Origin of the sequence: Streptomyces aquilus, assembly GCF_003955715.1 — a bacterium.
GTDB lineage: Bacteria > Actinomycetota > Actinomycetes > Streptomycetales > Streptomycetaceae > Streptomyces > Streptomyces aquilus.
In genome coordinates this window covers 2,622,496-2,644,105 of record NZ_CP034463.1, presented here as the reverse complement: position 1 = coordinate 2,644,105, position 21,610 = coordinate 2,622,496, and the positions used below count along the sequence as shown (strand labels likewise).

The following is a 21,610-nucleotide window of genomic DNA, read 5'->3' as shown; positions in this document are numbered from 1 at the left end:
GGGGTCGACGTGACCGACCAGGAGCCCTATCTGATCATCTCCTCCGACTGCCACGCCGGGCTGCCCACCGAGGAGTACCGGCCCTATCTGGACGCCCGTTTCCACCGGGACTTCGACGACTTCCTCGCCGGGCGCGAGCGGCGGCGGGAGGAGATGACCCGGCTCGGCATCCGCAACGAGGCGTTCGCGACCAAGTGGTTCCAGGACAACGAGGAGGGTCTGCGCGGCGGTTGGGACACCGCGCAGCGGCTCAAGGAGCTGGACGGCGACGGGGTGGCCGCCGAGGTCGTCTTCCCGGACGCCGACGCGGTCGACAGCCAGACGGCGGCGCCCTTCGGGGTGGGCCTCGGGCTCTCCGGCGACCAGGACCCGGAGCTGGGCATGGCCGGCGCGCAGGCGCACAACCGCTGGCTGGCCGACTTCGTGTCCGAACACCCCGAACGGCACTGCGGGGTCGCCCTGTTGCCGGTCACGGCCCCGACCGAGCGGGTCGTCGCCGAGGTGTACCGCGCCAAGGAGTCCGGCCTCGGCGCCCTGATGATCCCGTCCATGTGGGTCGACAAGGAGCCGTACCACGACCGCCGTTACGACCCGGTGTGGGCGGCGGCCGCCGAGTGCGCGATGCCGGTGCTCACCCACTCGGGAGCGGCCCCGCGCCACGAGTACGGCGACCACCTGGGCATCTACGTCAGCGAGGTGACCTGGTGGCCCGCCCGGCCGCTGTGGTTCCTGCTCTGGTCCGGCGTCTTCGAACGCCACCCCGGGCTCAGGTTCGGTGTCGCGGAGTCGGGCTGCTGGTGGCTGCCGAACCTGCTGTGGTTCATGGACCGCCTCTACCTCGGCGCGCACGGCGGCAAGAAGCTCTCCCCGTTCCAGGAACTGAAGCGCCCGCCGCACGAGTACCTCGACCGGCAGGTCTTCGTCTGCGCCACCAACACCAAGCGCCGCGAACTCGCCCAGCGTTACGAGATCGGCGTCGACAACATCCTGTGGGGCAGCGACTTCCCGCACCCCGAGGGCACCTGGCCCGACACGCGCGCGTGGCTGCGGCGCACCTTCCACGACATCCCGGTCGCGGAGACCCGCCGCATGCTGGGCCTCGCCGCGGCCGACGCCTTCGGCTTCGACGTCCGGAAGTTGACCCCGCTCGCCCACCGCATCGGCCCCACCCCCGCCGACCTCGGCCAGAGTGCCGACCAGACGGCCGTGGAGGCGTCCTGGGCGCGCTCGCGCGAGGTGGGCCGGCACTGGCTGACCGACCACGACTTCCCTGTCCTGGGGGCATCCTCATGACCGACCGCTACACGGTGATCTCGGCCGACTGCCACGCGGGCGCCGACCTGCTCGACTACCGGCCCTACCTGGAGAAGCGGTACCACGACGAGTTCGACGCGTGGGCGGCGACATACGTCAACCCGTACGAGGACCTGCTGGCCGACACCGCCGACCGGAACTGGAACTCCGAGCGGCGGCTCGCGGAGCTGGAGGCGGACGGGATCGTCGCGGAGGTGGTGTTCCCGAACACGGTCCCGCCGTTCTTCCCGTCGGGCTCGCTCATGGCGCCCGCGCCCACCGCGGAGGACTTCGAGCGCCGCTGGGCCGGTCTGCGCGCCCACAACCGCTGGCTCGCGGACTTCTGCACCGCCGCGCCCGGTCGCCGCGCGGGTGTCTTCCAGATCCTCCTCAACGACGTCGAGGAGGCCGTCAAGGAGGTCCGGTCGGCCGCCGAAGCGGGCCTGAAGGGCGGCCTCCTGCTCCCCGGCACCCCGCCGGGCTCGGGCCTGCCCGAGCTGTACTCGTCGGCGTACGACCCGCTCTGGGCGGTCTGCGCGGAACTCGGCGTCCCCGTCAACCACCACGCGGGATCGGCGTCCCCGCCGCTCGGCGACGAACCGGCCGCCCGCGCGGTCTTCATGGTCGAGACGACCTGGTTCTCGCACCGCGCGCTGTGGCACCTCGTCTTCGGAGGCGCCTTCCGACGCCACCCGGAGCTGAGGCTGGTCCTCACCGAACAGGGCTCGGGCTGGATACCCGGCGTGCTGGAGATGCTGGACTACTACCACGGTCGCCTGGTCGCGGCGGCGACGAGGGCCTCCACCGCGGAGTCCAAGTTCGGCGCCGGACTCGCCGCCCGCATGGGCGCCGCGCCCTCACAGGTCTGGCGCGACAACTGCTTCGTCGGCGCCAGCTTCATGCGCCCGCACGAGGTGCCGCTGCGGGACCGGATCGGCGTCGACAAGATCATGTGGGGCAGCGACTACCCCCACGACGAGGGCACCTACCCGTACACGCGCGAAGGTCTGCGCAACGCCTACGCGCGCGTGCCACGCGACGAGGTCGCGGCGATGATCGGCGGCAACGCCGCGCGCGTGTACGGCTTCGACCTCGACCTCCTCGACCCGATCGCGGCGAAGGTGGGACCGACGGTGGAGGAGATCGCCGAGCCGCTGGGCGAGCCGCCGGCGGACGCGACCAGCCCGGCGTTCGCGAAGGGGGCGTCGGTACGCGTCTGGTGACACGTACGGTGCCATCCTCGCCTCTGTGACCGAACCCACGCATGACGAGACCCATGGCGGCGCCCTCGGAGCACGGCTCAACTGGCTGCGGGCCGCCGTCCTGGGCGCCAACGACGGCATCGTGTCCACCGCGGGCCTCGTCGTCGGCGTGGCCGGCGCCACCGACGACCGCTCCGCCCTGCTGACGGCGGGCCTGGCCGGACTGCTCGCCGGGTCGATGTCCATGGCGGCCGGCGAGTACGTGTCCGTCTCCACCCAGCGCGACTCGGAGAAGGCGGCCCTGGCGCTGGAGAAGCGGGAACTGCGCGAGCAGCCGGAGGCCGAACTGGAGGAGCTCACCGGGCTGCTGGAGGAACGCGGGCTGTCCCGGGAGGTGGCCCGCGAGGCCGCCGAGCAGCTCACCGCGCGGGACGCCCTGCGCGCCCACGCACGCGTGGAGCTGGGCATCGACCCCGACCAGCTGACCAACCCCTGGCACGCCGCCTGGGCGAGTTTCCTGGCGTTCACGGCGGGCGCCCTGCTCCCGCTCCTGGCGATGGTCCTGCCCCCGGCCGGCTGGCGCCTCGCGGTGACCGTGGTCTCCGTCCTCGCCGCCCTCGTCCTCACCGGCTGGAGCAGCGCCCGCCTCGGCGCGGCCGACCCGGGCAGGGCGATGCTGCGGAACGTGGCGGGCGGCGCGCTGGCCATGGGCGTCACCTACGCGGCGGGGACGCTGCTGGGCGCGGCCGGAGTCTGAAACCGCCCGTGCAGACTTTGGCGGAGATCACCAACAAGTAAGCGCGTACCGCCGGTAATACTTGTGAGTAACAACGTCTGGTCGCGGCCGACCAGCGGTTCTACGGTGCCCTCATGCCGAACCTGCCCGATGTCGTGCTGTGGTCGATACCCGCCTTCGTGCTGCTCACCGTGGTCGAGATGATCAGCGTGCGCGTCCACCCGGACGAGGACGCCGCCGGATACGAGACGAAGGATGCCGCGACCAGTGTCGGCATGGGCCTGGGAAGCCTCGTCTTCGACTTCCTGTGGAAGATCCCGATCGTCGCGGTCTACACCGCGGTCTACGAACTCACGCCCCTGCGCGTCCCGGTGCTGTGGTGGACCGTCCCGCTGATGCTGCTCGCGCAGGACTTCTTCTACTACTGGTCCCACCGCGGCCACCACGTCATCCGCATCCTGTGGGCCTGCCACGTCGTCCACCACTCCAGCGAGAAGTTCAACCTCACCACCGCCCTGCGGCAGCCCTGGACCTCGCTGACGGTCTGGCCGTTCTACGTGCCGCTCATCGCCGCTGGTGTGCATCCGGCCGCCCTCGCGTTCTGCTCCTCGGCGAACCTCGTCTACCAGTTCTGGATCCACACCGAGCGCATCGACAAGATGCCCCGGTGGTTCGAGTTCGTCCTCAACACGCCCTCCCACCACCGGGTCCACCACGCCTCGCAGGGCGGTTACCTGGACCGCAACTTCGGCGGCATCCTCATCGTCTGGGACCGACTCTTCGGCTCGTTCGTCGCCGAGACCGACCGGCCTGTCTACGGGTTGACCAAGAACATCAACACGTTCAACCCGATCAAGGTCGCCACCCACGAGTACATGTCGATCGCCAAGGACATCAAGGCGGCCCGAAGGTGGCGTGATCGTGCCGGGATCCTCTTCCGGGGTCCGGGATGGAAACCCGCTACCGCCGCGGAGCCGGCCAAGGAGATCATCGCCGCGTGACACGCCTCCTCCTCAGGGCCTTCGCCCTCGCCGCCGCCGTGGACCTCGTCTCCCTGGCCGCCGGGTGGGACATCGGGCACATGGTCGCCAAGCCGCTCCTGATGCCGCTCCTGGCCGCGTACGCGGCCTCCAGGGGCGCTCCCCGCCTCCTGATCGCCGCGCTGCTCCTCGGCTGGGGCGGCGACGTCCTGCTCCTCTTCGACGCCGATCCGGCCTTCCTCGCGGGGATGGCCTCCTTCGCGGCCGGACACGTCTGCTACATCGTCCTGTTCCAGAAGTACGGCACGGACATCGCGACGGTACGCGCGCGGGGCGGGTTCCTCGCCGTCATCTACGTCGTCGTGCTGGCGACCACGATCCAGTCCCTCTGGCCGGACCTCCCCGCCGACCTGCGCGTCCCCGTCGCCGGCTACAGCGTCCTGCTCACGGTCATGGCGTACCTCGCCGCCGCCCGCATGGGCCGTGTGGCCGGGATCGGCGGTGTGCTCTTCGTCCTCTCCGACACGCTCATCGCGAGCGGAGTCGCCGACTGGGACCAGCTGCCGCGCCCCGACCTGTGGATCATGCTCACCTATGTCGCCGCGCAGTCCCTGCTGGTCACCGGCGCACTCGGCGAGCGACGGCTGCCCGGGGCGGCGTACGGTGAAGTGCGCTCGACCACCCCCTGAGCGCACGTACCACCCCAGACGAGAAGGACCCTCGCCATGCGCGCCACCACCATCCACGCCCCCTTCGACATGCGCGTGGAGGACGTGCCCGACCCGGTCGTGCAGCTGCCCACCGACGCCGTGGTGCGCGTGCTGCGCGCCTGCATCTGCGGCAGCGACCTGTGGGCGTACCGCGGGCAGGCCACCCGGCAGCCGGGGCAGCGCATCGGGCACGAGTTCCTCGGCATCGTCGAGGAGACGGGCTCCGAGGTGGGCACCGTACGGCGCGGAGACCTGGTCGTCGCGCCCTTCATGTGGTCCGACGGCGTCTGCGACTACTGCCGCGAGGGCCTGAACACCTCCTGCGAGCACGGCGGCTTCTGGGGCTCGGTCGGCTACGACGGCGGCCAGGGCGAGGCCGTGCGCGTGCCCTTCGCCGACGGCACCCTCGTGCAGCTGCCCAAGGAGGCGGCTTCCGACGACCACCTCCTGTCCGCCCTGCTGACCCTGTCCGACGTCCTGGGCACCGGCCACCACGCCGCTCTCGGCGCCGGTGCCCGCGCGGGTGCCACGGTCGCCGTCGTCGGTGACGGGGCCGTCGGCCTGTGCGCGGTCCTCGCCGCCAAGCGGCTGGGCGCCGAGCGGATCATCGCGCTGGGCCGCCACGAGGCCCGCACCGACATCGCCCGCCGCTTCGGCGCCACCGACGTCGTCGCCGAGCGCGGCGACGCGGCCGTCGAGGCCGTCCGTGAACTCACCGGCGGCCAGGGCGCGCACGCCGTCGTCGAGGCCGTCGGCACCGAGCAGTCCATGCGCACGGCGGTCGGCATCGCCCGCGACGGCGGCACCGTCGGCTGGGTCGGCGTCCCGCACGGCAGCGGTACGGGCCTCGACCTGGGCGTCATGTTCGACCGGAACATCGCGCTGCGCGGCGGCGTCGCGCCGGTCCGCGCGTACATCCCCGAGCTGCTGCCCGACATCCTGGACGGCAGCATCGACCCGTCGCCCGTCTTCGACCTGACCGTCGGCATGGAGGGCGTACCGGCCGGCTACAAGGCGATGGACGAGCGCACGGCGTTGAAGGTCCTGGTCACCGGCTGAGATTCCGGCACGACCTGGGGTCCGTCATGCGGACCCGAGTCACCGCCTGAGGTCCGTCGCGCGGACCCGAGGCTCACCAGCGGATCGGCACCGGCAGCGCCGTCAGCAGTCCCGACACCACGACCACCACGCCCAGCAGGGCGACCTCCGCCCGCGCGGGGGAGCAGGCGGTCAGCGGGTCGGGCGCCCGGCGCAGCCGGAGCCGCGCCCACAGGGCGAGCGCGGCGACCGCGACAACCAGCAGCACCTTGGCGAGCAGCACGCGCCCGTACGCGGTCGACGTCAACTGGTCCAGGACGGTCTCCGGCGGCATCCGGCGCAGAGTGCTCCACACCCCGGTCGCCGTGATCGCGGCCAGCAGCACCGCGGCCACGCGCGCGTAGAGCCCCAGCAGGGCCGAGCCCGCCTCCGACGGCCCCCACCCCCGGAGCGTCCGCAGCGCGTACAGCAGCCCGCCCACCCACAGCGCCGCACAGGTCAGATGAACGAGCGTCAGCCCCGACCCGACCAGCGGACCGTGCTCGGTCGGCGGATGGGCCCGCAGCGCCTCCGCCACCACGACCGCGGCCAGCGGCCAGGCCTGGGAGGCCGGGCGGGCCGAACGGGCGCACAGCCCCGCCACGAGGAACGCGTTGACCTCGACGAGCGCGAGCTTGCCGTCCCGGGAGTCGTACAGGCCGCCCACGTCGATCTCGGCGAGGCTGTGCGGCACGAGGTTCCCGGTCGCCACGACCGAGGCCAGCCCCAGGGCGGCCACGAAACCGGCGCCCGCCGCGTACACGGCCCAACTGCGGGGCATGGTCCGGGGAGCGCCGGGCACCGCGCGGGCCAGCCGGTTCACGAACAGCTCGCCCACCGGAACGCACAGTGCGGCGAACAGCACCGCCCGCAGCAGCGCGATGCCGCCGTCACCGGGCGCCGCGGCCTCCCCGGTGCCGTGCAGCGCGGCGGACGGCCCGAGCAGGGGTATCAGGGCCCCGAGGGCCACCAGGACGAGAACGGCGACGGCACGACCGGTGCCGGTCCGCCGCGGCAGCGGTCCGCCGGCGTCCGGCGTCCCGGTGCTGGGTCTTATCAAGGTCACCTCAAGATCTTCACCAGCCGTCGCAGAACAGGGCAAGTCAAGAAAAACAACTGGCGCTACGCCATTCCGCCCAGGAGTACGTTTTCCGGCCGCCCACCGCTCACACCCACCGCGCGGGGTCGGCACCCCAGGGCCCCGGCGGCCGCGCCCAGTCGCCCGGCCCGCCGACGAAGGACACCGGCGACCGGGCGTACCGCAGCCGCCCGACGCCGCTGTCGGCCTCGGCGAGCCAGGCGTCCGGGCCGTCGTAGGTGGCCGACGCGCCCTGCCCAGCGGTCTCCTGCGTGTCCACACCCGTCGCGCCGAGCCCCCCGAGCCACCCGGCGGACCCGTCCGGGACCCCCTCCATCAGCCACTGCGCCGTCCGGGCCAGCGCCAGCCGCACGAACCGGCTGCCACCGTCGTACGACTGCTCGCGCACCGCCCGCAGTACCTCCGCCGCCAGCAGATACCCCGTCCCGTGGTCCAGCGCCTGCGCAGGCAGTGCGCCGGGTTGCTCCAGCGACCCCTCGACCGCCGCGATCCCGGTCGCCACCTGCACCAGGCTGTCGAAACCCCGCCGCTCGCTCCACGGCCCGTACGCGCCCCATGCCGACAGCTGTGCCACGACGATCCCCGGCCGCCGCTCGGCGAGCGCCTCCGCCGACAGCCCGAACCGGTCGAGGGCGCCGGGCCGGTACCCGGTGACGACCACGTCGGCCACCGCGAGCAACTCCTCGAAGGCACCCCGGTCAGCCGTCAGGTCCAGCGTCGCGGAGCGCTTCCCGAAGCCGGTGTCGGCGTGCTGGTCCGGGAGCTCGGGCATCCGGGGCGGATCGATGCGCAGGACGTCGGCGCCCAGCAGGGCGAACGTGCGCGTGGCGACCGGTCCCGCGATGACCCGGGTCAGGTCCAGGACCCGCAGTCCGGCGGCGGGCAGCAGGGGAGTGCCGTCGATCGGCGCGAGCCCGCGCGCGGGGGCGGAGTCGAGCCGCTCGCGCTCCACGAGCGGCCGTCTGGCCAGCTCCACCGCCTGTTCGTGGACCGCCCACTCCTCGGGCGTCCGCAGGGCGACGGCGAGGCCCCCGGCCGCGTACACGGCGTCCTCGACCTCCAGGGCGGACCGCTCGGCGAACGCCGCCTCCAGGGAATCGGCCGGTCCCATCACCTTGAGCAGCCGCTCCCGGTGATGCGGGTAGTTGGCGTGGGTGCGCACCCATCCGTCGGCGGTCCGCCAGAACCTCGACAAGGGCGCGAAGTTGACCGGAGCCCGACCATTGATCAACAGATGCCGCTCACTCGTGAACGCGGTGGCGACGGCCCCGTCGTCCACCCACACCTCCGGCACCGTGTCGAGCCCGGCCCTCAACGCCGCCAGCTCAGCGGCGGCCCGCGCACACGCGTCGACGCAGGCGTGCGCCAGCTCCCGTACGGGAAGCCGCGCCTGAAGAGCACCCTCACGCACCACGTCAGTCATGACTTCACTATGCAGTATTGATTCAATCAACCTGTGATCAACTCATGACGCGGCGGACCACCAGAGCCGCACCTCCTTGCGCACGTCGCTGGGCCGCAGCTCCCAGCCCTGAGCGAGGGCGACCTGGGCGACGTACCAGCCGCCGACGCCGCGGTAGTCGCGCACCGGTATCGCGCACTCGACCGGAGGCCGCGGCTTACCGGGCTTGCGCGGGACAGAGGCTCGCTTGGTCCAGCGACCGACCCTTTTCTCCACCCGCGCCCTGTAGTAGGCGGTGTCGCCCTCATGTCGCAGCTCCGGCCAACTCACGCACCAGGAGGGCCATTTCGCCAGCGGGTCCAGCACCCGGTCCATGGCCTTGAACAAGCCCTGTTCGTACGAGGTGCTGAGCACGGTGATGATCTCCGTGACCAGCCCGACGACCAGGAAGGCCGCCAGGGCCGCGAGCCACAGCACGATCTGCACAGGGGTGTACAGGACCGTGAGAACGAATCGGGCTGTCAACTGCCCCTTGGACCTGGACCGTTCAGGCGCCCACGTCGCGGGATCTTCGTACACATCCATGGCCGTAGATCATCCCCCACACGCAAAGGGGCCGGGGACCCGGTCCCCGACCCCTTCACGCACGCGTGCCCTTACTTGGTGACCGCGTCCAGTGCGTCAGCCGTACCCCAGCCGTAGAAGCCGTTGTAGTTCTTCGGCCCCTCGCACACCGCGTCGACCTTGCCGTCGCCGTCGATGTCGTACGGGTCGGTGCACGGCGTGGCGTCGGCCTCCGCGTACAGCAGGGCCTTCACCAGGGCCGGAGGGGCCTTCGGGTGCGTCGACTTGATGAGCGCCGCCACGCCCGCGACATGCGGCGTGGCCATCGACGTACCGGCCATGTAGCCCCAGCCGCCGCCCGGCAGCGTGCCCAGGATCAGGCCGCTGGTGGCCGGCGGGGCGGGGGTCTGGAAGCGGGTCGAGTCGCCGCCCGGAGCGGCGATGTCGATGACGCCCAGACCGTGGTTGGAGAAGGACGACTTGACGCCCTTCGCGCCGGTCGCCGCGACCGTCACGACACCCGGCAGCTGGGTCGGGATGTCGTAGCACTCGGAGGGGTCGATGACCCGGTCCGAGGGCGTGGCGTCGTTGGGGGAGACCGGGTCGGTGATCTCGTCGGCGGCGAGGTCGTAGTTCTCGTTGCCGGCCGCCGCGACGTTGACGGCGCCCTTCTTCTCCGCGTACCGCGAGGCCCGCGAGACGGCGTCGACGAGCGCCTTCTGGTCCGGGTCGTTCTTGCAGTTGAAGTACCACGGGTCGGTGTAATAGCTGTTGTTCGTGACGTCGACGCCGTGCTCGGCCGCCCACACGAAGCCGCAGACCACGGCCTCCGTGTAGAAGTAGCCGGCCGTCGTGGACACCTTGATGCCGGACACCTTCACGCCGGGCGCGACACCCGTCATGCCCACGCCGTTCTTGGCGGCCGCTATCTCACCGGCGACGTGCGTGCCGTGCGGGCTCTCGCCCGTGGTCGGCCGCCACGCCCCGTCGGTCGTGTCGGGCTTGCCCGTCACGCAGTTGACCGACGCGGACCGGTCGAAGTTCGGCGCGATGTCCGGGTGGGTGTCGTCGACGCCGGTGTCGATCACGGCGACCGTCACCTTGCTGCTGCCGAGCGACTTCTCGTGCGCCTTGTCCGCCTTGATGGCGGGCAGGTCCCACTGCAACGGCTCCAGCGGGTCCTGCCCCTCGGCGGCCTGGACGGCCGCGAGGTCCTCGGCGTCGAGCATCTTCGGGGTGCCCACGTCGGTCGTCGACTGGGCGGGCAGCGGCGCGTTGCGCGTGTTGCCGGCCGACTGGACCCCGGGCACGGTGCGCAGGATCTTCGCGAAGTCGGGGTTCGCCGAGTGGACGACGACGACGCCTATCTGGTCGTACGACGTCAGGATCGTGCCGCCGGCGTCGGCTATCGCCTTCTTCACGTGCTTCGAAGGCCCGTGCCCGGGGCTGACGTTGACGACATAGCTGAGCGCTGTCGCCTCGGCGGCCGGGGACTCCTCCGCCGCCGACGCCGTGACGTTCGGCAGGAACGCGAGAGCCGTCGCCATGGCCATCCCGACCGGGACGGCCATCACACGGCGGAAGCGCGGGTGAGGCGCTGTCATTCAGGATCTCCAGTTCGTTCGCGGTACCAGCGGTACGAGCGGACCGTGCGGGTGCTGTGCTGCGGACCGTGCGGGTGCTGTACGGGGCTGCCCGGCCGCGGTTACTTGACCGCGCGCAGCGCGTTCACGATGCCGAAGCCGTAGAACCCGTTGACCCGCTTGCCGCCCACGCAGGTCGCGTCCTGCGTGCCGTCGCCGTCCTGGTCGTAGGAGGCGGGGCAGCCCGGGTTGTCGGCCTGCGCCTTCATCAGCGCCTGGAGCTGCGCCGGAGTCGCCCACGGATGCGTCGACTTCAGCAGCGCGGCGACACCCGCGGCGTGCGGGGACGCCATCGAGGTGCCCTGGAGGAATCCGTACGAGTTGTTCGGCAGCGTCGACAGGATGCGGCCGTTCTTCGACGGGGTGTCCGGGATCTGGTAGAGCCGGTCGCCGCCCGGGGCCGCGATGTCGACGACGCCGTAACCGTACGACGAGTAGTACGACTTGAGGTTGTTGACGCCCGTCGCGCTGACCGTGACGACACCCGGCAGCATGGTCGGCACGTCGAAGCACTCGTGCGGGTCGACGGTGCGGGTGACCGGCGTGGAGTCGTCGGGGCTGGAGTCGTCGACGAGGGCGTCGGAGTCGAGGTCGTCGTTGGAGTTGCCCGCCGACGCCAGGTTGAGCGTGCCCTTGTGTTGAGCGTAGAGGGACGCTCTGTTGACCGAATCAACAATGGCCCGCTGGTCGGGGTCGTCAAGGCAGTTGTACAGCCATGGATCAACGTAGTAGCTATTGTTCGTGATCTCCACGCCGTGGTCGGCGGCGAACACGAACGCGCAGACGACGCTCTCCGGGTAGAAGAGACCGTTGCTCGGGTCGGTCACATTGATGGCCGCGACCTTCACACCGGGCGCGACACCGGCGACACCGATGCCGTTGCGGGCGGCGGCGATCTCACCGGCCACGTGGGTGCCGTGGTAGTCGTCCGCGGTGTACGGCCGCCAGGCGCCCTCGGTGGTGTCGGGGACACCGCCGTCGCAGTTGGCGGACTGGGACGCGGAGAAGTTCGGGGCGATGTCCGGGTGGGTGTCGTCGACGCCGGTGTCGATCACGGCGACGGTGACCTTCTTGCTGCCCGGGTTGATCTGCGCGGCCTTGTCGGCGCCGATCGCCCGCAGGTCCCACTGGTCGGCCTCGAGAGGCTCGCTCCCGGCCTCGGCGGCCGAGGCCTTCTCGACCTTCTCGGCCTGCTCCTTGGTGAGCGGCTGCACCGCGCCCTCGTCCGTGGTGCCGGCCGGAGTCAGCGCCGAGGTGCGGGTCGCGCCCGCCGACTGCACGCCGCGGACCTTGCGTATCTGGGGCCCGAAGTCGGGGTTGGCGGAGTGGACGACGATCACGCCGATCTTGTCGTACGTGATGACGACCGTGCCGCCGGCCGCCGCGATCGCCTTCTTGACCGACGCGATCGTGTAACGGTCCACCTTGGTGTTGACGACGTACGACAGGTTCGGTGCGTCCGCTGTCTGCGCGGTGGGCTCCGCGTAGGGGGCGGCCGACGCGGCCGCCGGCAGGAAGCCGAGCGAGGCGGTCAGCGAGAGCACGACGGGTACGGCAAGGGCGAGCCGACGTCTGGAACGCAGACGGGACATGGGGTCTCCACATCATCCGGAAACGAAACCGCCCGAGACACAGGTGGTGCTCGGGCAGGTACATGACGGGTGGTGCAGGCCCGAAGTTATCTCTCGCAGTCACTGGCCAGCAATGACCTTCCCGAGATGACTTCAAGAAGAAGCAAACCCAGTTGAACCGGTCCTCGCGTGCCGCCGTGACCTTGGGCAGGGAGCACGAGGACGATCGAGCCCCCTGACGAACCGCGAGGAACAGAGCCGCCCATGTCCGTCGTACCGAACCCGTCCCCCACCCCCGAACAGCCCCCGTCCGCCGTGGCAACAGCGCCCGCAACGCGAGGAGACTCCGTGGCTACCGACGCACCGCCCCCCTCGACAGAGCAACACAAACTCCCCAGCACCGAGGAGTTCACCGCGGTGCAGCAGAGCGCGGAGTTCGGTGAACTGCGCCGCTCCTACCGCAACTTCGCCTTCCCCCTGACCGTCGGCTTCATCGCCTGGTACCTGCTGTACGTCCTGCTGTCGAACTTCGCGGGCGACTTCATGGGCACCAAGCTGTTCGGCAACATCAACGTCGCCTTCGTGTTCGGCCTCGCCCAGTTCATCACCACGTTCCTCATCGCCTGGTGGTACTCGCGGCACGCCGCCGCGAAGCTCGACCCCAAGGCCGAGGCGATCAAGTCCCGGATGGAGGGCGGCGCATGAGCCCCGCGATCACCCTGGCCGCAGGCGAGGCCAGCGAGCACCGGCCGCTGATCATCAGCCTGTTCGCCGTCTTCGTCCTCGCGACCCTCGTCATCACCGTCTGGGCGGGCCGCCAGACCAAGGACGCCGCCGACTTCTACGCCGGCGGCCGCCAGTTCAGCGCCTTCCAGAACGGCCTCGCGGTCTCCGGCGACTACATGTCGGCCGCGTCCTTCCTCGGCATCGCCGGCGCCATCGCGCTGTTCGGCTACGACGGCTTCCTGTACTCCATCGGCTTCCTGGTCGCCTGGCTCGTCGCCCTGCTGCTGGTCGCCGAACCGCTCAGGAACTCCGGCCGCTACACGATGGGCGACGTCCTGGCGTACCGCATGCGCCAGCGCCCGGTCCGCACCGCGGCCGGCACCTCCACGATCGTCGTCTCGATCTTCTACCTGCTCGCGCAGATGGCCGGCGCCGGCGTCCTCGTCTCGCTGCTGCTCGGCATCACCTCCGACGCGGGCAAGATCGGCATCGTCGCCCTCGTCGGCCTCCTGATGATCGTGTACGTCTCCATCGGCGGCATGAAGGGCACCACCTGGGTCCAGATGGTCAAGGCGGTGCTGCTGATCAGCGGCACCATTCTGATCACGTTCCTGGTGCTGCTGAAGTTCGACTTCAACATCTCCGACCTGCTCGGCAAGGCCGCCGAGAACAGCGGCAAGGGCACCGCCTTCCTGGAGCCCGGCCTCCAGTACGGCGCGACCGGCACCTCCAAGCTGGACTTCATCTCGCTCGGCATCGCCCTGGTCCTCGGCACCGCCGGCCTGCCGCACATCCTGATCCGCTTCTACACGGTGCCCAACGCCAAGGCCGCCCGGAAGTCCGTGAACTGGGCCATCGGCATCATCGGCGGCTTCTACCTGATGACCATCGCCCTCGGCTTCGGCGCCGCGGCCCTGATCTCGCAGGACGAGATCATCGAGTCCAACCCGTCCGGCAACACGGCGGCGCCACTCCTCGCGCTCCATCTGGGCGGCGTCGACTCGGCGTGGGGCGCGATCCTGCTGGCCACGATCTCCGCGGTGGCCTTCGCGACGATCCTCGCGGTGGTGGCGGGTCTGACCCTCGCCTCCTCGTCCTCGTTCGCGCACGACATCTACGCCAACGTCATCCGCAAGGGCAAGGCGTCCGGCAAGGAAGAGGTCCGCGCGGCCCGCTGGGCGACCGTCTTCATCGGCATCGTCTCCATCGGCCTGGGCGCCCTCGCCCGCGACCTCAACGTGGCCGGCCTGGTCGCGCTGGCGTTCGCGGTCGCCGCGTCCGCCAACCTGCCGACGATCCTCTACAGCCTGTTCTGGAAGCGGTTCACCACCCAGGGCGCCCTGTGGTCGATCTACGGCGGTCTGATCGTCGCCACCGGCCTGGTGCTGTTCTCCCCGGTGGTCTCCGGCGACCCGAAGGCGATGTTCCCGGACGTCGACTTCGCCTACTTCCCGCTGAAGAACCCGGGCATCATCTCCATCCCGTTCGGCTTCCTCATGGGCTTCCTGGGCACCGTCCTGTCCAAGGAGGAGCCCGACGCCGGCAAGTACGCGGAGCTGGAGGTCCGGTCCCTGACCGGCACCGGCGCCCACTGAGTCCCCCTGGGGCGATCCTCCGAGCGGCCGCGTCGTAGTTCCCTACGACGCGGCCGCGTCGTACCTCGTGGGATCGGGCACTGTCGATGTCAGTGCGGTCACGTAGGCTCGCAAGTGACGGAAAATGAATGATCCGCGATGATCCGCAGTGTTCCGCGACGAGGGAGGGGGCCCACGTGCTCATCGACACCTACGGCCGGCAGGCCACCGACCTGCGCGTGTCACTGACCGACCGGTGCAATCTGCGCTGTACGTACTGCATGCCCGAAGAGGGCCTCCAGTGGCTGGCCAAGCCCGACCTCCTCACGGACGACGAGATCGTCCGCCTGATCGACATCGCGGTCACCTCCCTCGGTATCGAGGAGGTCCGCTTCACCGGCGGCGAGCCGCTGCTGCGCCCGGGCCTGGTCGGCATCGTGGAGCGCGTCGCGGCCCTCGCACCCCGCCCCCAGATGTCGCTGACGACCAACGGCATCGGCCTCAAGCGCACCGCGGCGGCCCTGAAGGCCGCGGGCCTGGACCGGGTCAACGTCTCCCTCGACACCCTCCGCCCGGACGTCTTCAAGACCCTCACCCGCCGGGACCGCCACAAGGACGTCATCGAGGGCCTGTACGCCGCCCGCGAGGCCGGCCTGACCCCGGTGAAGGTCAACTCGGTCCTGATGCCGGGGCTCAACGAGGACGAGGCCCCCGACCTCCTCGCCTGGGCCGTCGAGCACGACTACGAACTGCGCTTCATCGAGCAGATGCCCCTGGACGCCCAGCACGGCTGGAAGCGCGACGGCATGATCACGGCAGGGGACATCCTCACCTCCCTGCGCACCCGCTTCGAGCTCACCGAGGAAGGCTCGGAGAAGCGCGGCTCGGCCCCGGCGGAGCGCTGGATCGTCGACGGCGGCCCGCACGTGGTGGGTGTCATCGCCTCGGTCACCCGCCCGTTCTGCGCGGCTTGCGACCGCACCCGCCTCACGGCCGACGGCCAGATCCGCACCTGCCTGTTCGCCCAGGAGGAGACGGACCTCCGCGCGGCCCTGCGCTCGGGCGCCCCGGACGAGGAGATAGCGAGCATCTGGCGGACGGCGATGTGGGGCAAGAAGGCGGGCGCGGGCCTGGACGACCCTACGTTCGTCCAGCCGGACCGACCGATGTCGGCGATCGGCGGCTAGGCGCCTTCGGGGGCTTCCCATTCCTTCAGAAGGACCACGTCCTTCAAGAACCCCCGCACTCCGAGGAACTGGGACAGATGCTCCCGATGCTCCTCACACGCCAGCCAGGTCTTCCTGCGCTCCGGCGTGTGGATCTTCGGGTTGTTCCACGCGAGCACCCACACCGCGTCGGCCCGGCACCCCTTCGCCGAACAGATCGGCGCGGTCTCTTCACTCACTGGTCCGTCTCACAAACTGCGCTGAACAAGGCGACGCCGAGCAGCCACGGGGGGAGCTGCCCGGCGTCGGTCTGTCGCTCCGACGGGGGATGCGGAGCGCGTAGGAAGTATGTCACGGGTAACCCGCCGCCCGGCACTGGAACAACATGATTGATCTGAGCTTTTCTTGAGCTTGGTCCGGAGGTGACGTCCGGTTGCGGGCCCTCCGCCGAGCGTCACATCCGCTCGTGAGGCTCGCTCCGCACACCCGCCGCCGGACCGCTCGCGGCGTCTTCCGGGACGGGTTCCGCGAAGGGTGCGTCGGCCCGCGGCGGAGAGATCATCGGACGCAGCGGAGCAGCCACGAAGGTGGACGGCAGACCCGGCGCGTTCTCCCGCCCCGCGTTCGCGATCACCACCGCGATGTAGGGAAGCAGCGCCCCCAGCACCAACGCGACGATCGCGACGTGCCGTTCGACGTTCCACAGGGTGGCCGCGAGGATCACCGACAGCGTGCGCACCGCCATCGAGATCACGTACCGCCGCTGCCGGCCGCGCACGTCCTCCTGGAGGCCCGCACGGGCTCCGGTGATCCGGAACACCTGGGCGCCGCCTGCATGCTGCTTCCGCATCACATTCCACCATCCGCCCGCATCGGACTCTCCCCGGCCCGTTCCCACTCCGCTCCCGGCACGAGAACCGGGCCCGGACACGTCCTACGTTACGCCGCACCTGCGACGCCTACGAGACCGGGGCACCTCTCACGAAGGCGAACGACCTGCGCTTCGACACGTACGGGCGCCTCGACATGCGGCGTACGGCGCATGGGCCGACACTGACGGTAATGCTCACGTCGAGCCGTACAAGGAGGCAGCCATGGGCTGGTTGTGGGCGATCATCGTGGGATTCGTCCTGGGCCTGATCGCGAAGGCGATCATCCCGGGCAAGCAGCACAGTCCGCTCTGGCTGACGACCATCTTCGGCATGCTGGGCGCCCTCGTCGGCAACGCCATCGCCCGCTGGGCGGGCGTCGACGCCACCTCCGGCATCGACTGGAGCCGCCACGCCTTCCAGCTGATCGCCGCGATCATCATCGTGGGCGTGGGCGACATGCTGTACATGGCGACGCTGGGCAAGCGCAAACAGCAGGCGTGACAGGACAGCGCGTACGACGAAGGGGGCGGCTCTCTCGATGAGAGCCGCCCCCTTCGTGCCGACTACGCTCCGGTCACCTCGACCGCCGCCAGGTTCTTCTTCCCGCGCCGCAGCACCAGCCACCGTCCGTGGAGCAGGTCCTCCTTGGCGGGCACCGCGTCCTCGGCCGCGACCTTGACGTTGTTCACGTAGGCCCCGCCCTCCTTCACGGTCCGCCGCGCCGCCGACTTGCTGGCCACGAGACCGACCTCGGCGAACAGGTCCACGACGAGACCGAGCTCGGCGACCTGGATGTGCGGCACCTCGGACAGCGCCGCCGCCAGCGTCTTGTCGTCCAGCTCCGCCAGCTCGCCCTGACCGAAGAGGGCCTTGGACGCGGCGATCACGGCCGCCGTCTGGTCGGCGCCGTGCACCAGCGTCGTCAGCTCCTCGGCCAGCGCGCGCTGGGCGGCACGGGCCTGAGGACGCTCCTCGGTCGCCTTCTCCAGCTCCTCGATCTCCGCACGGGACTTGAAGCTGAAGATCCGCAGGAACTTGGAGACATCCCGGTCGTCCGCGTTCAGCCAGAACTGGTAGAAGGCGTACGGCGTGGTCATCTCGGGGTCGAGCCAGACCGTGCCGGACTCCGTCTTGCCGAACTTGGTGCCGTCGGCCTTGGTGATCAGCGGAGTGCCCAGCGCGTGCACCACGGCCTCCGGCTCGACCCGATGGATCAGGTCGGTGCCCGAGGTGAGGTTGCCCCACTGGTCGCTGCCGCCGGTCTGGAGCGTGCAGCCGTAGCGCCGGTACAGCTCCAGGAAGTCCATGCCCTGGAGGATCTGGTAGCTGAACTCGGTGTAGCTGATGCCCGCGTCGGAGTTGAGCCGCCGGGAGACGGCCTCCTTCGCGATCATCTTGTTGACCCGGAAGTGCTTGCCGACGTCCCGCAGGAACTCGATGGCCGACAGGCCCTGCGTCCAGTCCAGGTTGTTCACCATGACCGCGGCGTTCGGCCCCTCGAAGTCCAGCAGCGGGGCGATCTGCGCGCGCAGCCGCTCGACCCACTGGGCGACGATGTCCGGGGCGTTGAGCGTGCGCTCGGAGTTCGGCTTCGGGTCACCGATCAGACCCGTCGCACCACCGACCAGGCCCAGGGGACGGTTGCCCGCGTCCTGGATCCGGCGCATCGTCAGGATCTGCACGAGGTTGCCGAGGTGCAGGCTGGGCGCGGTCGGGTCGAAGCCGCAATAGAACGTGACGGGACCGTCCGCGAACGCCTTGCGCAATGCGTCCTCGTCAGTGGAGAGGGCGATCAGCCCACGCCACTTCAGCTCGTCGACGATGTCCGTCACGGTTCTCGCGTCTCCTTGATGATCTTCGGGCAGCCGAGTGACTACCGGCTACGAGGTTATACGCCCCGACTGACAGAGCTCATATTGAAGTCCGGCACCCGCAGGGCCGGCATCGCAGCCCTAGTGAACCAGTCGCTCCACTCCCTCGGCAGCGTCTTTTCCGTGCGCCCGGCCTCGGTGGCCCGGCCCAGCAGATCCACGGGCGACTCGTTGAACCGGAAGTTGTTGACCTCGCCGGTCACCTCGCCGTTCTCGACGAGATAGACGCCGTCCCGGGTCAGCCCGGTCAGCAGCAGGGTCGCCGGATCGACCTCGCGGATGTACCACAGGCAGGTCAGCAGCAGCCCGCGCTCGGTGTTCGCGACCATCTCCTCCAGGGACCGGTCGTCGCCGCCGTCGAGGATCAGGTTGTCGATGCCCGGCGCCACCGGCAGCCCGGTCAGCCCGGCGCTGTGCCGGCTGGTGAGCAGGTTGCTCAGCTCGCCCTCGCGCATCCACTCGGTGGCCGTCAGCGGCAGCCCGTTGTCGAACACCGAGGAGTCCCCGCCGGAGGAGTGCGCGAGCACGAACGGCGCGGACTCCAGACCCGGCTCGTTCGGGTCGCTGCGCAGCGTCAGCGGCAGGTCGGTGAGCTTCTCGCCGAGCCGGGTCCGGGTGTCGCCGCCCGGCTTGGAGAACACCGTGCGGCCCTCGAACGCGTCCCGGCCCGACGCCGACCACATCTGGTAGATGAGCAGGTCCGCGACGGCGGTCGGCGGCAGCAGCGTCTCGTACCGCCCGGCGGGCAGGTCGTGCTTGCGCTCGGCCCAGCCCAGGCGTACGGCGAGCTCGGCGTCCAGCGCGGCCGGGTCGACGTCCTTGAAGTCCCGCGTGGAGCGGCCCGCCCACGCCGAGCGCGTACGGTCCGGGGATTTCGCGTTCAGCTCGAGCGTGCCGTTGGGCTGGTCGTGACGCAGTCGAAGACCGGTGGAGGTGCCGAGGTAGCTGGAGACCAGCTCGTGGTTGGCGAAACCGTACAGTTCCCGGCCGCCCGCACGCGCGCGTGCGAAGGACTCACCGAGCGCCGGGGCGAAGTCCGCGAAGACGGCGGAGGACGTCTCGGCGGGCGCGTCCGTGAAGTCGGGGGAGGCCGGTACGGCCGTCACGAGCGGCTGCGCGTCCTCGGCGGGCGCGGCCCCGCGCGCGGCGGCCTCCGCGGCCCGCACCAGCGACTCCAGCTCGTCCACGGTGACGGCGGCCCGGGAGACGACACCCGAGGCGGTGCCCTCCTTGCCGTCGACGGTCGCGATGACGGTGAGCGTGCGCCCGCGCGTGACGCCGTTGGTGGTGAGCGCGTTGCCGGCCCAGCGCAGGTTGGCCGTGGACTGCTCGTCGGCGATGACGACACAGCCGTCCGCGCGGGACAGCTCCAGGGCGCGCTCGACGATCTCGTGCGGCTTGTTCGTACGAGAGCTCATCGACCGGCCTCCTGGGTGGTGTTCAGAATGTTGACGCCCTTGAAGAGGGCCGACGGGCAGCCGTGCGACACGGCGGCGACCTGGCCCGGCTGGGCCTTGCCGCAGTTGAAGGCGCCCCCGAGGACGTAGGTCTGCGGGCCGCCGACGGCGGCCATGGAGCCCCAGAAGTCGGTGGTGGTCGCCTGGTAGGCGACGTCCCGCAGCTGGCCGGCGATCCGGCCGTTCTCGATCTTGAAGAAGCGCTGGCCGGTGAACTGGAAGTTGTAGCGCTGCATGTCGATGGACCAGGAGCGGTCGCCGACGACGTAGATGCCGCGGTCGACGCCGCCGATCAGGTCCTCGGTCGACATGCCGGCCGGGTCGGGCCGCAGGGACACGTTGGCCATGCGCTGCACCGGCACATGGCCGGGGGAGTCGGCGAACGCGCAGCCGTTGGAGCGCTCGAAGCCGGTCAGCTTCGCGATGCGCCGGTCCAGCTGGTAGCCGACGAGCGTGCCGTCCTTCACCAGGTCCCAGGACTGGCCCTCGACGCCCTCGTCGTCGTACCCGATGGTCGCCAGGCCGTGCTCGGCGGTGCGGTCACCGGTGACGTTCATCAGGTCGGAGCCGTAGCGCAGCTTGCCGAGCTGGTCGAAAGTGGCGAAGGAGGTACCGGCGTAGGCGGCCTCGTAACCGAGGGCGCGGTCCAGCTCGGTGGCGTGGCCGATGGACTCGTGGATGGTCAGCCACAGGTTGGACGGGTCGACGACCAGGTCGTACACCCCGGACTCGACACTCGGCGCCCGCATCTTCTCGGCGAGCAGCTCGGGGATCTGGGCCAGCTCGCTGTCCCAGTCCCAACCGGTGCCGGTGAGGTACTCCCAGCCCCGGCCGACCGGCGGCGCGATGGTCCGCATCGAGTCGAACTCGCCGCTCGACTCGTCGACCGACACCGCGGTCAGCGCCGGGTGCAGCCGCACCCGCTGCTGGGTGGTCACGGTCCCGGCGGTGTCGGCGTAGAACTTGTTCTCATGGACGGTGAGCAGCGAGGCGTCGACGTGGTTGACCCCGTTCGCCGCCAGCAGCCGCGCGCTCCACTCCGCGAGCAGCCCGGCCTTCTCCTCGTCGGGCACGGTGAACGGATCGATCTCGTACGACGAGATCCACGTCTTCTCGGCGTGCACCGGCTCGTCGGCCAGCTCGACCCGCTCGTCGGAACCGGCCGCCTTGATCACCTGGGCGGACAGCTTCGCCATGGCCACCGCCTGCGAGGCGACCCGTGCCGCCGCGTCCATGGTCAGATCGACGCCGGACGCGAATCCCCAGGTCCCACCGTGCACGACCCGCACCGCGTACCCGAGGTCGGTGGTGTCCGAGGACCCGGCGGGCTTGGCGTCCCGCAGCCGCCAGGACGCGCTGCGCACCCGCTCGAACCGGAAGTCCGCGTGCTCGGCACCCAGCGCACGCGCGCGTGCCAGCGCGGCGTCGGCGAGGGCGCGTAGCGGAAGCGCTGTGAAGGCTTCGTCGATGGTATGAGGCACCGAGGTATCTCCCTGCTGTCGTGACCTGTGGACTCCGATCATGTCGCGTGGGCGGGTCCAGGGACCATACGTTTCCGACCGGAGCGCGCGTCCTTCTGTAGAGACCCGACAGTGAGTCCCCTTAGCCACTGTCGCTGCCCGATTGTCCGCCGGAGGCCGGGGACCGATAGATTTCCCAGGAAGCCG

Annotated in this window: 20 protein-coding genes; 10 read left to right on the top strand and 10 right to left on the bottom strand. The window is 70.5% G+C overall.

Translation table 11 applies throughout. The annotated features are described in order from the left end of the window. The first annotated feature begins 9 nt into the window (after positions 1–9). The 6 genes from EJC51_RS12225 (at position 10) to EJC51_RS12200 (ending at position 5,980) form a co-directional block, all read left to right on the top strand. Entirely contained in the window at positions 10–1,293 is a 1,284-nt protein-coding gene (locus tag EJC51_RS12225; RefSeq protein WP_126271090.1) for an amidohydrolase family protein, read from the top strand. Further along, positions 1,290–2,516: an amidohydrolase family protein gene (locus EJC51_RS12220; RefSeq protein ID WP_126271089.1), complete on the top strand. Its 1,227-nt coding sequence runs from the start codon at positions 1,290–1,292 to the stop codon at positions 2,514–2,516. Before EJC51_RS12225 ends, EJC51_RS12220 begins: the two co-directional genes overlap by 4 nt. Before the next feature lie 25 nt (positions 2,517–2,541). Next, a complete protein-coding gene (locus EJC51_RS12215; protein ID WP_126271088.1) occupies positions 2,542–3,252 on the top strand; it encodes a VIT1/CCC1 transporter family protein in 711 nt (236 codons plus the stop codon). A gap of 113 nt (positions 3,253–3,365) precedes the next feature. Next, positions 3,366–4,232 carry a sterol desaturase family protein gene (locus tag EJC51_RS12210; RefSeq protein ID WP_126271087.1) on the top strand — a complete coding sequence of 289 codons (867 nt, stop codon included), beginning with the start codon at positions 3,366–3,368 and terminating at the stop codon, positions 4,230–4,232. Beyond that, a complete protein-coding gene (locus tag EJC51_RS12205) occupies positions 4,181–4,900 on the top strand; it encodes a lysoplasmalogenase (RefSeq protein ID WP_126271086.1) in 720 nt (239 codons plus the stop codon). The genes EJC51_RS12210 and EJC51_RS12205 overlap by 52 nt, the downstream gene beginning before the upstream one ends. A gap of 36 nt (positions 4,901–4,936) precedes the next feature. Then, the gene (locus EJC51_RS12200; RefSeq protein WP_126271085.1) at positions 4,937–5,980 is read left to right on the top strand and encodes a zinc-dependent alcohol dehydrogenase family protein; all 1,044 of its coding nucleotides are present in this window, start codon (positions 4,937–4,939) and stop codon (positions 5,978–5,980) included. A 73-nt stretch (positions 5,981–6,053) separates the two neighbouring features. On the opposite strand, the gene EJC51_RS12195 is transcribed toward EJC51_RS12200, so the two are convergent. The 5 genes from EJC51_RS12195 to EJC51_RS12175 all read right to left on the bottom strand — a co-directional run bounded on the left by EJC51_RS12195 (position 6,054) and on the right by EJC51_RS12175 (position 12,298). Next, positions 6,054–7,064 (bottom strand): CopD family protein, encoded by a 1,011-nt coding sequence (locus EJC51_RS12195; RefSeq protein WP_126271084.1) that lies wholly within the window; start codon positions 7,062–7,064, stop codon positions 6,054–6,056. A gap of 100 nt (positions 7,065–7,164) precedes the next feature. Then, positions 7,165–8,520, bottom strand: coding sequence for a CoA transferase (locus EJC51_RS12190; protein ID WP_126271083.1), 1,356 nt, complete (start codon positions 8,518–8,520; stop codon positions 7,165–7,167). 42 nt (positions 8,521–8,562) lie between these two features. Beyond that, on the bottom strand, positions 8,563–9,024 hold the full coding sequence (locus tag EJC51_RS12185) for a hypothetical protein (RefSeq protein ID WP_244362595.1): 462 nt from the start codon (positions 9,022–9,024) through the stop codon (positions 8,563–8,565). A 131-nt stretch (positions 9,025–9,155) separates the two neighbouring features. Further along, on the bottom strand, positions 9,156–10,667 hold the full coding sequence (locus EJC51_RS12180) for a S8 family peptidase (protein ID WP_126271081.1): 1,512 nt from the start codon (positions 10,665–10,667) through the stop codon (positions 9,156–9,158). A gap of 101 nt (positions 10,668–10,768) precedes the next feature. After that, positions 10,769–12,298 carry a S8 family peptidase gene (locus EJC51_RS12175; protein WP_126271080.1) on the bottom strand — a complete coding sequence of 510 codons (1,530 nt, stop codon included), beginning with the start codon at positions 12,296–12,298 and terminating at the stop codon, positions 10,769–10,771. Positions 12,299–12,625: 327 nt separating this feature from the next. Between EJC51_RS12175 and EJC51_RS12170 the strand changes: the two genes are divergently transcribed. The 3 genes from EJC51_RS12170 to moaA all read left to right on the top strand — a co-directional run bounded on the left by EJC51_RS12170 (position 12,626) and on the right by moaA (position 15,764). Continuing rightward, positions 12,626–12,982, top strand: a complete 357-nt coding sequence (locus EJC51_RS12170; RefSeq protein WP_126271079.1) for a DUF485 domain-containing protein — start codon at positions 12,626–12,628, stop codon at positions 12,980–12,982. Further along, entirely contained in the window at positions 12,979–14,598 is a 1,620-nt protein-coding gene (locus EJC51_RS12165; RefSeq protein WP_126271078.1) for a solute symporter family protein, read from the top strand. Before EJC51_RS12170 ends, EJC51_RS12165 begins: the two co-directional genes overlap by 4 nt. Positions 14,599–14,774: 176 nt before the next feature. Next, positions 14,775–15,764: a GTP 3',8-cyclase MoaA gene (gene moaA, locus EJC51_RS12160; RefSeq protein WP_425276788.1), complete on the top strand. Its 990-nt coding sequence runs from the start codon at positions 14,775–14,777 to the stop codon at positions 15,762–15,764. Here the strand turns inward: moaA and EJC51_RS12155 are convergent. Both EJC51_RS12155 and EJC51_RS12150 read right to left on the bottom strand, forming a co-directional pair. After that, complete coding sequence (locus tag EJC51_RS12155; RefSeq protein WP_126271076.1) at positions 15,761–15,982, bottom strand: hypothetical protein; 222 nt, start codon at positions 15,980–15,982, stop codon at positions 15,761–15,763. The two genes, moaA and EJC51_RS12155, sit on opposite strands and share 4 nt — an antisense overlap. 215 nt (positions 15,983–16,197) lie before the next feature. Beyond that, a complete protein-coding gene (locus EJC51_RS12150; RefSeq protein WP_126271075.1) occupies positions 16,198–16,593 on the bottom strand; it encodes a DUF3099 domain-containing protein in 396 nt (131 codons plus the stop codon). A 244-nt stretch (positions 16,594–16,837) separates the two neighbouring features. Here EJC51_RS12150 and EJC51_RS12145 point away from each other — a divergent pair, with 244 nt between their 5' ends. Next, positions 16,838–17,116 (top strand): GlsB/YeaQ/YmgE family stress response membrane protein, encoded by a 279-nt coding sequence (locus tag EJC51_RS12145; RefSeq protein WP_126271074.1) that lies wholly within the window; start codon positions 16,838–16,840, stop codon positions 17,114–17,116. Positions 17,117–17,178: 62 nt separating this feature from the next. Here the strand turns inward: EJC51_RS12145 and tyrS are convergent, their stop codons facing one another. Genes tyrS through EJC51_RS12130 form a run of 3 tightly spaced genes read right to left on the bottom strand, consistent with a single transcriptional unit; the run spans position 17,179 to position 21,424 of the window. After that, complete coding sequence (gene tyrS, locus EJC51_RS12140) at positions 17,179–18,447, bottom strand: tyrosine--tRNA ligase (protein WP_126271073.1); 1,269 nt, start codon at positions 18,445–18,447, stop codon at positions 17,179–17,181. 56 nt (positions 18,448–18,503) lie between these two features. Continuing rightward, complete coding sequence (locus EJC51_RS12135; RefSeq protein WP_126271072.1) at positions 18,504–19,904, bottom strand: metallopeptidase TldD-related protein; 1,401 nt, start codon at positions 19,902–19,904, stop codon at positions 18,504–18,506. Next, positions 19,901–21,424: a TldD/PmbA family protein gene (locus EJC51_RS12130; RefSeq protein ID WP_126271071.1), complete on the bottom strand. Its 1,524-nt coding sequence runs from the start codon at positions 21,422–21,424 to the stop codon at positions 19,901–19,903. Before EJC51_RS12130 ends, EJC51_RS12135 begins: the two co-directional genes overlap by 4 nt. Between the last annotated feature and the right edge of the window lie 186 nt (positions 21,425–21,610).

Coding starts and splice junctions, on each gene's coding strand:
- EJC51_RS12210 (WP_126271087.1), top strand. CDS start 3,366: ATGCCGAACCTGCCCGATGTCGTGCTGTGGTCGATACCCGCCTTCGTG.
- EJC51_RS12220 (WP_126271089.1), top strand. CDS start 1,290: ATGACCGACCGCTACACGGTGATCTCGGCCGACTGCCACGCGGGCGCC.
- EJC51_RS12145 (WP_126271074.1), top strand. CDS start 16,838: ATGGGCTGGTTGTGGGCGATCATCGTGGGATTCGTCCTGGGCCTGATC.
- EJC51_RS12200 (WP_126271085.1), top strand. CDS start 4,937: ATGCGCGCCACCACCATCCACGCCCCCTTCGACATGCGCGTGGAGGAC.
- EJC51_RS12205 (WP_126271086.1), top strand. CDS start 4,181: ATGGAAACCCGCTACCGCCGCGGAGCCGGCCAAGGAGATCATCGCCGC.
- EJC51_RS12165 (WP_126271078.1), top strand. CDS start 12,979: ATGAGCCCCGCGATCACCCTGGCCGCAGGCGAGGCCAGCGAGCACCGG.
- EJC51_RS12175 (WP_126271080.1), bottom strand. CDS start 12,298: ATGTCCCGTCTGCGTTCCAGACGTCGGCTCGCCCTTGCCGTACCCGTC.
- EJC51_RS12190 (WP_126271083.1), bottom strand. CDS start 8,520: ATGACTGACGTGGTGCGTGAGGGTGCTCTTCAGGCGCGGCTTCCCGTA.
- EJC51_RS12150 (WP_126271075.1), bottom strand. CDS start 16,593: ATGCGGAAGCAGCATGCAGGCGGCGCCCAGGTGTTCCGGATCACCGGA.
- EJC51_RS12180 (WP_126271081.1), bottom strand. CDS start 10,667: ATGACAGCGCCTCACCCGCGCTTCCGCCGTGTGATGGCCGTCCCGGTC.
- EJC51_RS12135 (WP_126271072.1), bottom strand. CDS start 19,904: ATGAGCTCTCGTACGAACAAGCCGCACGAGATCGTCGAGCGCGCCCTG.